8 protein-coding genes and 1 tRNA gene are annotated in these 12,664 nt (G+C 67.5%); 2 read left to right on the forward strand and 7 right to left on the reverse strand.

All coding sequences use genetic code 11. From position 1 onward, the window contains the following. Nucleotides 1-19: 19 nt before the first annotated feature. From QT386_RS12040 to QT386_RS12050, 3 genes are read right to left on the reverse strand one after another with little or no spacing between them, the layout of a single operon-like run. A complete protein-coding gene (locus QT386_RS12040; protein WP_289274014.1) occupies nt 20-667 on the reverse strand; it encodes a response regulator transcription factor in 648 nt (215 codons plus the stop codon). Next, on the reverse strand, nt 664-2,868 hold the full coding sequence (locus tag QT386_RS12045) for a hypothetical protein (RefSeq protein ID WP_289274015.1): 2,205 nt from the start codon (nt 2,866-2,868) through the stop codon (nt 664-666). Before QT386_RS12045 ends, QT386_RS12040 begins: the two co-directional genes overlap by 4 nt. Next, a complete protein-coding gene (locus QT386_RS12050; RefSeq protein WP_289274016.1) occupies nt 2,865-5,090 on the reverse strand; it encodes an ATP-binding protein in 2,226 nt (741 codons plus the stop codon). Before QT386_RS12050 ends, QT386_RS12045 begins: the two co-directional genes overlap by 4 nt. A gap of 101 nt (nt 5,091-5,191) precedes the next feature. On the opposite strand from QT386_RS12050, the gene QT386_RS12055 reads away from it, so the two are divergent. Both QT386_RS12055 and QT386_RS12060 read left to right on the forward strand, forming a co-directional pair. Then, nucleotides 5,192-5,279, forward strand: a tRNA-Ser gene (locus QT386_RS12055). A gap of 551 nt (nt 5,280-5,830) precedes the next feature. Further along, entirely contained in the window at nt 5,831-6,844 is a 1,014-nt protein-coding gene (locus tag QT386_RS12060) for a class I fructose-bisphosphate aldolase (RefSeq protein ID WP_289274017.1), read from the forward strand. A gap of 95 nt (nt 6,845-6,939) precedes the next feature. Here the strand turns inward: QT386_RS12060 and QT386_RS12065 are convergent, their stop codons facing one another. The 4 genes from QT386_RS12065 to glnD are packed head-to-tail and all read right to left on the reverse strand — an operon-like array spanning nt 6,940 to nt 12,601. Beyond that, nucleotides 6,940-7,929, reverse strand: a complete 990-nt coding sequence (locus QT386_RS12065; RefSeq protein ID WP_289274018.1) for an alpha/beta fold hydrolase — start codon at nt 7,927-7,929, stop codon at nt 6,940-6,942. Further along, nucleotides 7,926-9,059 (reverse strand): succinyl-diaminopimelate desuccinylase, encoded by a 1,134-nt coding sequence (dapE, locus tag QT386_RS12070; protein ID WP_289274019.1) that lies wholly within the window; start codon nt 9,057-9,059, stop codon nt 7,926-7,928. Before dapE ends, QT386_RS12065 begins: the two co-directional genes overlap by 4 nt. Nucleotides 9,060-9,066: 7 nt before the next feature. Next, the gene (gene dapD / locus QT386_RS12075) at nt 9,067-9,888 is read right to left on the reverse strand and encodes a 2,3,4,5-tetrahydropyridine-2,6-dicarboxylate N-succinyltransferase (protein WP_289274020.1); all 822 of its coding nucleotides are present in this window, start codon (nt 9,886-9,888) and stop codon (nt 9,067-9,069) included. 34 nt (nt 9,889-9,922) lie between these two features. Beyond that, entirely contained in the window at nt 9,923-12,601 is a 2,679-nt protein-coding gene (glnD, locus tag QT386_RS12080; RefSeq protein ID WP_289274021.1) for a [protein-PII] uridylyltransferase, read from the reverse strand. Nucleotides 12,602-12,664: the final 63 nt, after the last annotated feature.

Below are 12,664 nucleotides of genomic sequence, written 5' to 3' on the forward strand. Positions count from 1 at the left end.
TCAGCGAGCCCGGACGTTCTCAGAAGCGCGTGCTGACCAGCCCCATGCGGGCCGCTTCCAGGGTCGCCTCGGCCCTGCTGGAGATGTTGAGCTTGCGGTAGATCGACTTGATGAAGCCGGCCGCGGTGTTGCGCGTGACGCCGAGCTGTTCGGCCACCTCGGGCAGCTTGTAGCCCTTGGCGATCAGCACCAGGGCCTCGCGTTCGCGGCTGGACAGGGGGTTGTCCTGGGCGGCGGTCTCCGCCTGGTCCTGGCCGAAGACGCGCAACAGGCGCTGGGCGATGACCGGCGACAGCGGCGGCTCGCCGGAGGCGATGCCGCGCAGCGCGGAGACCACGCGTTCCTTGGGCTGGTCCTTCAGCAGGTAGCCGGACGCGCCGGAGCGCAGGGCCGGGAACAGATGGCGGTCATCGGCGTAGATCGTGGTGACGACGCACTGGCAGTGTGGCTGCGATTGCGAGATGTCGCGGATCAGGTCCACCCCGGAGCCGTCCGGCAGGCCGAGATCGATCAAGGCAATGTCGGGGCTGCGTTTTTCCAGGATCGCACGGGCTTCGGCCAGGCTGGAGGCGACGTCCACGCGGATCCCGGCAAAGGACTCCTCCAGCACGGCCGCGAGCCACTGGGCCGGTGCCGGCAGATCCTCAACCACAAGTCCGGTCTTCAATTGGAGTCTCCATCAGTCAACGCGAACCGCAACTCCATGCGGAGCCGGGCGGGGGACAGCTGCTGCCACTGGAGGCTGCCCTTGAGGTCCTGCACCCGCATGTCGATATTGCGAATTCCTCGCGAGGGACGCCACCCCGCAACCGGGTGGGTCAGGCCGTCGTGCTCGAATACGAACACCAGGTCATGGCCTGCGATACCGATCGCCAGCGAGAGCTCGGTGGGCCGCGAATGCCGCAGGGCGTTGCTGACCGCCTCGCGCAGGATGCGAGCCGGGTAGTTGCGTTCGACCACGCTCAGGCACAGCGGCGGTACCGCCGCCGGCATGGCCACGCGGCAGTCGATGCCGGCGGCGTCGCAATGTTCCTCGAACTGTGCACGCCATTCGTTGAGGCACTCGTCAAGGTGGAACTCGCGGTGATCCAGCAGATCGATCAGCGACCGTACCTCCTCCAGCAGCACGCGGCTGCTGGCGGCTTCGTCGCTGTCGGCGGTGCTGTGCATCCGGTTGAGCAGGCGCGCGCCCAGGTCTTCGTGCAGCTCGCGGCGCAGGCGTCCGCGTTCCTCCTCGGCGCCCCTCGCATAGGCGTCACGCGCTGCCATCGCCTGGCCGAACAGCCCCGACAGGGTCTGGGCGGTCTTGAGATCGTCAGGGTCGAACAGGCGCCGGCCACCCTCGGCACCAAACAGCAGCAGGCTCTCGGTGCCCGGTGTAGCCGGCAGAGCCAGTACGTTGCCTTCATCCAGCAGTGCGATGGTGGACACGGTCTCACCAGCCGCACGTATCTGCTGCGGCGCAAAGGCGGTCTGCAGAAGCTTCTTCCAGAAATGGATGGGTATGGTGTCCGGCGCCAGCGTCAGCATCAGGGCGGAGGCTTGCGTGTAGCGCTCGATTCGGGATCCCTGGCGCTCGCGCTGGCGCCGCTGCCAGGCCAGGCGGCGCAGCGGGTAGTAAAGCCAGCCGGTGGCCGCCAACGACAGGACCAGTGCCAACTGCGCGGACTGGCCGGCGAAATGCATCAACACGCCGTCCAGGATCAGCACCGAGCAGACTGCAGCAAACAAGGCCCAGGCCTCGAACCACCAGCGATCGAGGTCGAACAGCCGGTAGCGCGTCAGCCCCAACGGCATGCAGAGATAGCAGGGCAGCAGCAGGCCGAACAGGTAGCCCTGCGGGATCAGCGGGCCCAGACCCAGCATCAGCGGCATCAGCAGGGCCACGATGAACAGGCCGCTGCCGGTCACCCAGGAGAACAGGAACCACTTCAGGGCTGCCCGATCCGCCGGGTAGAGCGCCGAGCGTTGCCACTGGCTCCAGGCCAGCCAGCAGAATCCGGCCATGCCGAGCATCACCGGCAGCCGGAAGCCGAGATCGTGGTTGCCCAGCCACTGCATTGCGTGCAGGCCCCAGATCAGTACCGCGGCAGCGGGGAAGAGCCAGGCAGCCTGCCGGCGCCCCAGTGCCTGCGGGTAGTGCCAGAGCATGCCCATGGCGCAGGCCGGGAACAGCAGTCCGCCCAAGTGGTTGAGCATCGACAGCAGGTGGAAAAGCTGGCCGTCGAGCGCCAGTTCGCGTGTGCTGTAGACCGCCGCCGTGGCGCAGGTCAGCGACAGCGCCAGGCTGGTCGCCAGGTACCACAGGGCCTCGCGCTGGGGGCGGATCGCCACCACGACCGCGCCAGCGCTGAGGGCGGCCACGGCGAACAGCAACTGCAGCCAGAACAGGCTCGGCAGGTCGGAAAGCGCGCGGTTCGCGGCCCGCGGCAGCGGCTCCCAACGACCATCGGAGCCGAGAGCCTCCAGCTGAGGGTCCAGCAGCAGGCGGTAGATCTCGTCTTGCCGGTCGAAGAAGGCCTGGTAATCGGCATAGGCGTTGAAGTAATCCGGCTCCTCGACCAGATCGTCGGCCTGCAGGCGCAGCACCCGGCCGTCGCCGCCACGCAGTGCCAGCAGGTGCGCGCCCCGGTAGCGCAGTTCCGCTTCGGGGCCATTGGCGGCCACGCTTTCCACGATCAGGCCGCCGCCGTCCTGCGAGGCAACCAGACCCATGCCCAGCCAGGGCTGGCGCGTGGCCAGCTGCAGGCTCAGCAGCAGCGAAACCAGCGCCAGCAGCAGCACGGCGGCCGACAACAACAGGTGACGCGGCAACTGCCGTGGCAGGGCGCGGCTGTCGGTGTCGCGATCCGGGAAGTACAGGCTCATGAAGGACTGCCCAGCGGCTGCTTCGGCAGGTCCGCGGACTCCGGCATCGCTGCCGCGGACGGCACTGACTCCGCCGCGGCCGTTTCGGACGGGGCAGGCATCAGCGGCAGCACGCAGGTCTGGCGCACGCTGCCCGGCAGCGGCTCCTGGCAGCTGACGTGGCCGCCAAGCGTCTCGACCCGGTAGCGGATGCTCTTGAGGCCGACACCGGATTTCCAGGTAGCCGGCGGTAGCCGGCAGCCGTCATTTTCCACACTGAAGGACAGTGTATTGCCGCCCAGGACGAAGCGTACCTGCAGGACCGTCGGGCTGGCGTGGCGCAGGGCATTGCTGACCAGCTCGCGTAGCAGGCGTTGCAGGTGCAACAGCGTCTCCGGTTCCAGTTGCAGGTCCAGGTCCTGCTCGGGCTGCTGCCAGCGCAGCTGTACCTGGGCCGAATCGCAGCGCTCATCCACTTCCGCGCGCCACTGGCCCAACGCCTCCTCCAAGGAGGCGCCCCCGCTGCTCAGGCAGTTCACGGTCAGGCGCATGTCGTCCAGCGCCTCGCGGATTTGCGGCTGCAGTGTCTCCGGTGCCAGATGTAGCAGTGTCAGCAGTCGTCCACCCAGGCTGTCGTGCATATCCCGGGCAATGCGCTGGCGTTCCTGCTCCATGCCCATGCGGGTGGCTTCGCCGTAGGCGAAGATCCGGCCGCACAGCATCTGCAGGGTGCGCACCGTCTTTACGTCGTGCGGGGAGAAAAGCCGCCGGCCATTGCCGGCATAGCGCAGGCGCAGCGCCGGCAGCAGCCGGTCGGCCGGCAGTTCCAGGCTCAAGCCGTCATCGGCCAGGCGATGTTGCGTGGGCGACTGGGCCAGGCGTTCCACCTGCAGCGGCTGGAACAGGCCACGCAGGGTGTCGGTCCAGGCTTCCGCCGGACCACGGTTGGCCGACAGCACCATGTCCTGGATCACGGCAACGGGATCGCGGCGCTGCTCGTTGCCGGTGAGGCGTCGCCACAGCCAGGCATGCAGCGGCAGGTACAGGGATCCGACCGCCACCAGGCTGACCGTGAGGGCCAGCGCGCGATCCACGTGCAGCACCGCGATCAGGGCCAGGTCCAGTGCTACCAGGCTGCCGACGCTGATCACCGTGACCCAGGCGCGGAACCACCAGAGGCCCAGGTCGAACAGGCGGTAGCGGGCGATACCGAAGGCAATGCCGAGATAGATCAGCAGGAACAGCGCGAAGGACGGCGCCTGGGCACTACCGGTGTCGCGGCCCAGCAGCGCCGGCACAAAGACCAGCATCAGGAACAGGCCGCTGCCGATGAACCAGGCGAACAGGAACCACTGGAAGGCGGCGCGCAGCACCAGGTCCTGCCTTACACGCAGCCATTGCCAGGCCGCCAGTGCCATGGTCGCCATGAAGCCCAGCAGCACCGGCACACGCAATGCGGTGTCGAAGCCGTCGAACAGCTGGACCATGCTGGCCGCCCACAGCAGCAGGTACAGGCTCACCAGCATCGGGCCCAGGCTCAGCCGCGTCAGCCGCGTGGGGTAGTGCAGCAGCACGGCAACGAAGGCGCCGCAGAACAGCATGCTGCCCAGGCCGTTGGCCAGGTGCAGCGCCCTGAACAGCTCCGTCGCCAGGGCCAGCTCGCGCGTGCTGTAGACCGCCGCGCTGCCGGCACTGAGATACAGACCGACACCGGTCAGCGCGAAGTAGCGGCTGGCCGGATCCTGCTGGCGGAAGATCCAGACCAGCCCGCCGACCACCAGGCCCGCCACCGAGACGACCAACTGCAGCCAGAACTGCCAGGACAACTGCTCCAGCGCGCGGGGCGTGGGGGCCAGCGTCTGCAGTGCGCCCTCGGTGCCGTAGAGGGTGACTTGCGGGGCCTGCAGCAGCGCGGCGATCTCGCCCTGGCGCTGCAGGAAGCGGTTGTAGTCCGGATAGGCCGGGAAGGTGGTGTCCGGCTCGGGGGCCAGGTCGTCGCTGCGCAGTTCCAGGAGCTGGCCATCGGCATCGCCGAGGCCCGCCAGCACCGCCATCACGCTGCCGCCGGCATGCGCCTGCGCGACCCTGGGCGGTGCTTCGGGGGTATCGGCCGCGCCCAGTTCCAGCCCCAGCGAAGGCTGTGCCAGTGCCAGTGCCAGCACCGCCGCGCCGGCCGCCGCCGCCACGACGCCGAGCGCCGTGAGCCAGCGGGCGGGAGCGGAGTGGGGCAGGTGGAGGTTCATGATCGGGAAGCTTAGCGGCAGCGAAACGGCTGCCGCACCCCCTTAATGGTAGTAAAAAAACGGTCAGGGCCAAGGATTTGTAGGTAAAATGCCATTCACTTGGAGAGATGGCAGAGTGGTCTATTGCGGCGGTCTTGAAAACCGCTGACGGGCAACCGTCCGGGGGTTCGAATCCCTCTCTCTCCGCCAAAGTTAAGTGACATAAGGATTGAGCGGTAAAGCCCGGAAAGGGAACGGAGGATTCGAACCCCCGGACAAACAACGCAGGGTTTGTGCCTCGCGCGACAGCGCGGGGCTGCGCGGCCGACAGGACGCGGGGCGTCAGCCCCGAGTTGCCCGTAGGGTAACGAGCTATCCCTCTCTCTCCGCCAAAGTTAAGTGACATGAGGATTGAGCGGTAAAGCCCGGAAAGGGAACGGAGGATTCGAACCCCCGGGCCAGGCTGAGAAGGGTTTGGGCCTTGCGCGGTAGCGCGAGGAGCGCGGCCTGAAAGGCCGCGGGGCGTGGCTCCGAGTCGCCGCAGGCGCCGAGCCATCCCTCTCTCCTCTCCAAGATCCTCTGCGGAAGGTGGTAGCCAAGCGGCCCAAAAGGCCGCCATTTTTTAGATTTTCGTGCCCAACTTCACGCCCCATAGCTGAATTTGGCGGCCTGTTTCCTTAAAATTGCGCGCCCTACAGCATTCCTGACCTGATGTCCGGCTCTTTTTAAACGCCCCAGAACCTAGCGGAGCTTTTGATTACATGAACGAGAAAACCCTCAACCAGATCGCGCTGGCCATGGTGGCCGACGGCAAGGGCCTGCTGGCCGCCGACGAGTCCACCGGTACCATCGAGAAGCGTTTCAACAGCATCAAGGTCGAGAACACCGAGGCCAACCGCCAGGCCTACCGCGACATGCTGTTCACCACCGCCGGCTTCGAGCAGCACACCAGCGGCGTGATCCTGTTCGAGGAAACCCTGTTCCAGAAGGCTCTGGACGGCACGCCGTTCTCCAAGCTGCTGCAGTCCAAGGGCGTGATCCCGGGCATCAAGGTCGACAAGGGTGCCAAGGACCTGGTCGGTGCCCCCGGCGAGCTGGTGACCGAAGGTCTCGACGGCCTGCGCGAGCGCCTGGCCAAGTACCACGAGGCCGGTGCCCGCTTCGCCAAGTGGCGCGCGGTCATCACCATCGGCAACGGCATCCCGTCCGATTACTGCATCCACACCAACGCCCATGCGCTGGCCCGCTATGCCGCCCTGTGCCAGGAAGCCGGCATCGTGCCCATCGTCGAGCCGGAAGTGCTGATGGACGCCGACAACACCATCGAGGTCTGCGAGGACGTCACCAACCGCACCCTGGCCGCCGTGTTCGACGAACTCGGCAAGCAGCGCGTGCTGCTCGAGGGCATGGTGCTCAAGCCCAACATGGTCATCTCGGGCAAGAAGTGCTCCGTGCAGGCCGACCGCAAGGCCGTGGCCGTCGCCACGCTGCGCACCTTGAAGCGCCACGTGCCGTCCGCCGTGCCGGGCATCGCCTTCCTGTCGGGCGGCCAGTCCGACGAGGATGCCACCGCCCACCTGGACGAGATGAACAAGCTCGGCCCCAACCCCTGGAAGCTCACCTTCTCCTACGGCCGCGCCCTGCAGGCCGCCGCACTGAAGGCCTGGGGTGGCACCAATGCCGACGCCGGCCGCAAGGCCCACCTGCACCGCGCCAAGATGAACGGCCTGGCTGCCCTGGGTCAGTGGAGCGCGGCGCTGGAAAAGTCCGCCTAAGCGGTCGCTGAACGGAAAAGGCCGCCTTCGGGCGGCCTTTTCCGTTGGGGGCGACGGCCGTGGGAGAAGGCGCGTCGGGTTGCTTTCGTGCGCGGTCAAGCGCCGGCCGCCTCCAGCAACTCCAGCACCCGCGCCTCCGCCCAACTGGTCATCCGCAGATCCTCGATGAACCCGCAGTGTCCGCCATGCTCGGTCGCCAGGAAGGCGCGCAACGAGCCTTCCGTGCGCAGGCCCTCGAAGTAGCGATAGGGGATCACCGGATCGTCCTTGGCGGTCAGCACCGCCAGTGGGCTGGGCGAGGCCATCAGCATCTCCGGCGTCAGCGTATACGCCGCCAGGTAATCGTCCATCGACGGGTAGCCGGTGAAGCCGGCGACGAAGCGCCGGGTGGACTCGGTGAAGCTGCGGACGCCGTCGAAGGCCGAGAAGTCGTGTTCCGGCCAGGCCGCCTTCTTGGCGCGCAGGGTCTTGCGCCATTTGTCCATGAAGTACCAGCGGAACATCAGCGGGCCGGACTCGATCGCATCCAGCGTCGAGCCCGGGTGGATCGCCGGCGAGACGCCCACCGACAGCCGGAGCTGCAGGCCGATAGCGGGGCCGTGGAGGCCGACGCGCAGGGCGAAGTTGCCGCCCAGCGAGAAGCCCACCACGAACAGGCGCTCGTCGCCGTCGATCTGCTGCGCCGCCCGCGCCGCACCCAGCACCTCGTCGATGCGTGCCGAGTGGAAGGGCTCTCGATTCAGGTGGTGCGTGCCGCCGTGATCGCGCAGGTTGAGGCGGAAGACGTTGTAGCCCGCGCCGTATAGCGTGCAGGCCATCGAGTAAAGGTAGGAAGACTCGTGGCTGCCTTCCCAGCCGTGGATCAGCAGGGCCAGGCCGCGCGAGGCTTGGCCCTCCGGCTGGCGCGAGTGGAAGCCTGCCAGGCGCACGCCGTCGCCGCAATCCAGCTCGTGACGCACCCCCTCCGATTCCATCAGGCTGCCGCGCTTGAGCCACAGCTTGCGCCGGGGGCTCTTGGTGGCCAGGATCGACTGTAACTGCGCGTGGCGCAGCAGCAACGGCGGGCGGAAGCCCGCTTCGCTCACAGCAACTGCTCCAGCACCTTCTCGTAGATCGCCGACAGCGGCTCGAGGTCGGCGACGCGGACGTGTTCGTTGATCTTGTGGATGCTGTCGTTGATGGGGCCGATCTCCACCACTTCCGCACCCCAAGGCGAGATGAAGCGGGCGTCCGAGGTGCCGCCGCCGGTGAACAGCTCCGGCTTGAGGCCGGTGACGGCCCTGATGGCGGCCTCGGCGGCTCCAATCAGTCCACCCTGGCGGGTCAGGAAAGGCTCGCCGGACAGCTGCCAGTCCAGCTTGTAGCGCAGGCCCTGGCGCTGCAGCGTTGCCTCCACGCGCTCGCGCAGCGAGGTTGCGGTGGATTCGGTGCAATAGCGGAAGTTGAACACCACCTGGCATTCACCCGGCACCACGTTGTTGGCACCGGTGCCGGCATGGATGTTCGAGACCTGGAAGGAGGTCGGCGGGAAGTGCGCGTTGCCGGCGTCCCAGGCGGTGGCGACCAGCTCGGCCAGCGCCGGAGCGAGGCGGTGGATCGGGTTCTCGACCTTGTGCGGGTAGGCGACGTGGCCCTGCTTGCCCAGCACCGTGAGGATGCCGTTGAGCGAGCCGCGGCGGCCAATGACGATACGGTCGCCCAGCTTCTCGTTGCTGGAGGCTTCGCCGACGATGGCGTAGTCCGGCTTAACCCCACGGGCCTTGAGCGCCTCCACCACGTGGCGTGTGCCGTACCGGGCCACGCCTTCCTCGTCGCTGGTGATCAGGTAGGCCAGGGTGCCACGCAGCGAGCGGCGCGCCATCAGCCGCTCGGTGGCGCAGACCATCGCGGCGATGCCGGACTTCATGTCGGCGGCGCCGCGGCCGTAGAGCAGGCCGTCGCGGACCTGCGGCTGGAACGGGTCGCTGGTCCATTGGTCCAGCGGCCCGGTCGGCACCACGTCGGTGTGGCCGGCCAGGATCATCAGCGGCCCGCCGCTACCGACCGTGGCCCAGAGGTTGGTCACGCCGCCGGCGTCGATGTACTCCAGCGTGAAGCCGAGCTTCTTCAGCCTTTCGCCGATCAGCTCGCAGCAGCCGGCATCGTCCGGCGTCAGCGAGCGTCGGGAGATCAGCTGCTGCAGCAGGCCCAGGACCGGCGAGGCACCGTCTGCCATGGTCGGCTTACAGGTCGCGCAGCAGGGCGTTGATGCCGACCTTCTTGCGGGTCTGCTCATCCACGCGCTTCACGATCACGGCGCAGTTCAGGCTGTAGCGCTCGCCCTTGGGCAGGGAGCCCGCCACCACCACGCTGCCGGCCGGCACGCGGCCGTAGAGGATCTGGTCGGCCTCGCGGTCGTAGATCGGCGTCGACTGGCCGATGAACACGCCCATCGAGATCACCGCGCCGCGTTCCACCACCACGCCTTCGACCACTTCCGAGCGGGCGCCGATGAAGCAGTCGTCCTCGATGATGGTCGGCGAGGCCTGCAGCGGCTCCAGCACGCCGCCGATGCCGACGCCGCCGGAGAGATGCACATTGCTGCCGATCTGCGCGCAGGAGCCCACGGTGGCCCAGGTGTCCACCATGGTGCCGGCGCCGACATGGGCGCCGATGTTGACGTAGGACGGCATCAGGATCGCGCCGGGGGCCACGTAGGCGCCCTTGCGCACGGCCGCCGGCGGCACCACGCGTACGCCGGCCTTGGCGAACTGCTCCTGCTTCCAGCCGCTGTACTTGAGCGGCACCTTGTCGAAGCCCTGGTGCTCGCCCATGGGGATCACGACGTTGTCGTGCAGGCGGAAGTACAGCAGCACCGCCTTCTTCAGCCACTCGTTGACCTGCCACTGGGAGTTGCCGGTGGGCTCGGCTACGCGGGCCTGGCCGCTGTCCAGCAGCTCGATGGCGGTCTGCACGTCGTTTCGCAGGGCGGCGTCGCTCTTGTTGAGGCCGTCGCGGGCCTCCCAGGCGGCTTCGATACGGCTCTTGAGTTCTTGGTTGCTCATGATTCTGTCAGGGCGAAAAAAGTGAAAAGGAAAATCAGGCTGCGTCCGTGCGATCCAGGGTGCGGGTCAGCACCTCACGCAGGTCGTCCAGCACGCGCTCGTCGCGGATCGGCCGGTGCATGCGGTCGGTGATGTAGAAGACGTCCTCGGCGCGCTCGCCGATGGTGCCGATCTTGGCGGCGTCCAGCAGGATGCCGCGCTTCTGGAACACGCGGCCCACCATGGACAGCAGGCCGGGCTGGTCGGCGGCCACCAGTTCCATGATCGTGCGGCGGCGCGCCTCGTCCTGGCTGAAGTGGATGTGCGTCGGCGTGTTGAAGTGGCGCAGGCGCTGCGACACGCGGCGGTTGACCTCCACGGTCGACATCTCCGGATCGCTCAGCACCTTGCGCAGGGCGTTGCGGATCTCCTCGAAGCGGATGCCCGGCTGGATCGGCGTGTTGTCGCTCTCCATCACCGCATAGGAATCCAGCACGAAGCCGTCGTTGGTGGTGTGCAGGCGTGCGTCGAGAATGTTCAGGCCCAGGCGCGCCAGCACGCCGGCCGACAGGCCGAACAGGTGGTCGCGGTCGCGCGTGTAGACGAAGACCGTGGCGCCGCGGTCGCTGAGGGTTTCCACCAATACCAGGGGCAGGTCGGCCTCCCTGGCCGCCACGATCGCCGGCAGGTGCCAGGCCAGCTCCTCCGGCGAATGCCGCAGGAAGTAGTCGCGATCGAAGCGCTGCCAGACCTTGGCGGCCGGCTGGGTGTCGACGCCGCGCTCGGTCAGCAGCTTCAGGGCGCGGGCGCAAGTCTCGGCCACGCGTTCCTCCGGCGCCACGGGGTCGTCCAGGCCGCGCTCCAGCGCGCGGGCGGCCGAGTTGTAGAGATCCTTCAGCAGTGATTCGCGCCAGGAATTCCACAGCGCCGGGTTGGTGCCGCGGATGTCGGCGCAGGTCAGCAGCAGCAGGTAGTCCAGGCGATCGCGATCGACGACCTTGCGGCAGAACGCGGCGACCACGTCGGGGTCCTGCACGTCCTGCTTCTGCGCGGTCAGCGACATCATCAGGTGGTTTTCCACCAGCCAGGCCACCACCGCCGCATCGGCATGCGACAGGCCGTGGTCGAGGCAGAACTGCTTGGCTTCCTCGGCGCCCAGCTGCGAATGATCGCCGCCGCGGCCCTTGGCCATGTCGTGCCAGAACGCGCCCAGGTACAGCAGCTCGGGCTTGGCGATGCGCGTGAACACCTCGTTGGCGAACGGCAGCTCGTGCTGGAAGCGCCCCATCGCGAAGCGGCGGGCGTTGCGCAGCACGTAGAGCACGTGCTCGTCCACGGTCAGGGTGTGGAACAGGTCGTACTGCATCAGGCCCACGATCTTGCCGAAGGAGGGCAGGTAGCGGCCGAGCACGCCGTAGCGGTTCATGCGGCGCAGGTTGCGCGTCAGCCCGCGGCCCTCGCGGAACATGTCGATGAAGATCGCGCGGGCGCGCACGTCGTTGCGCACCGTGTCGTCGATCAGGCGGCCGTCGCGCATGATCATGCGCAGCGTCTGCGCCCGGATGCCGGCGATCTTCGGGTGTTCCTGCAGCAGGCGGAAGATCTCCAGCAGGGCCCAGGGCTGCTTGCGGAAGACGTCGTCGTCGCGCGCTTCGATGGTGCCGTTGCGCACCTGGAAGCGGGGGTTCAGCACTTCCGGCTCGCCGGCATCCGGGGTCAGAATCGCCTCGTCGAACAGCTGCAGCAGCATGTCGTTGAGGCAGGACAGCGACTTGATCGTTCGGTAGTACAACTGCATGAACTGCTCGACCGCACGGTTCTTGTCGTTGTCCTCGTAGCCGAATAGCGCCGCCACCTTGATCTGGTGATCGAACAGCAGGCGGTCCTCGCGGCGGTTGGTGATCATGTGCAGGGCGAAGCGCACCCGCCACAGGAAATCCTGCCCGGCGAACAGCTCGTCGCTTTCCTGCTTGTTGAGGAATCCGTGCTCGCGCAGTTCCGCCAGGGTCTGGGCGTTGAAATGGCGCTTGGCGACCCAGCCGATCGTGTGGATGTCGCGCAGTCCGCCGGGGCTTTCCTTGACGTTGGGTTCCAGCTTGTAGCCGGTGTCGTCGTACTTGCGGTAACGCGCCGCCTGCTCGGCCTTCTTGGCCTCGAAGAATTCCTTCACAGGCCAGACGCGATCCGGCGTCAGCGCCTGCTGCATCTGCTGGTAAAGGCCGGTGTCGCCGGTCAGCATGCGCGCTTCCAGCAGGTTGGTCATCACCGTGATGTCCTTGGCTGCCTCGTCGACGCATTCCTGCACCGTACGCACGCTCTGGCCGACTTCCAGGCCGATGTCCCAGGCGAAGGCGGTCATCTGCTCCAGTGCCTTGCGGTGCTGCTCCAGCGACTCGCCGGAATGCAGCAGCAGGATGTCGATGTCCGAATGCGGCAGCAGCTCGCTGCGGCCGTAGCCGCCCACCGCCACCAGGGCCAGGCCGTCGGTCAGTTCCGGCAGGAATTTCTGCCAGGCGGTCCGCAATACCTCGTCCACCAAGTGGGCGCGGGCATGCACCAGGGCGTCGGCCGGAGTGCCCTCGTGGAACAGGGTGTAGAGCCGCTCGCGGCCCCACTTCAGGGTCTCCCGGAAGGCGGCGACGGGGGAGGCCCCCTGTGCCAGGCGCGAGCGGATGCGGGGGGCACTGAAGATGGCGGACGCGTCTTCGTCAGCCAGGTCGAACTCCGCACCCATTAGCGTGATCCTCGCGGACGAGGGCATGGATGCCCGAGATAGGGCAACGCAGGACGCAGTTGC

The sequence above is a fragment of the Solimonas sp. SE-A11 genome (assembly GCF_030345715.1).
In the GTDB taxonomy this organism is placed as follows: Bacteria; Pseudomonadota; Gammaproteobacteria; order Nevskiales; family Nevskiaceae; genus Solimonas_A.

Coding starts and splice junctions, on each gene's coding strand:
- QT386_RS12045 (WP_289274015.1), bottom strand. CDS start 2,868: ATGAGCCTGTACTTCCCGGATCGCGACACCGACAGCCGCGCCCTGCCA.
- QT386_RS12050 (WP_289274016.1), bottom strand. CDS start 5,090: ATGAACCTCCACCTGCCCCACTCCGCTCCCGCCCGCTGGCTCACGGCG.
- QT386_RS12060 (WP_289274017.1), top strand. CDS start 5,831: ATGAACGAGAAAACCCTCAACCAGATCGCGCTGGCCATGGTGGCCGAC.
- dapE (WP_289274019.1), bottom strand. CDS start 9,059: ATGGCAGACGGTGCCTCGCCGGTCCTGGGCCTGCTGCAGCAGCTGATC.
- dapD (WP_289274020.1), bottom strand. CDS start 9,888: ATGAGCAACCAAGAACTCAAGAGCCGTATCGAAGCCGCCTGGGAGGCC.
- glnD (WP_289274021.1), bottom strand. CDS start 12,601: ATGGGTGCGGAGTTCGACCTGGCTGACGAAGACGCGTCCGCCATCTTC.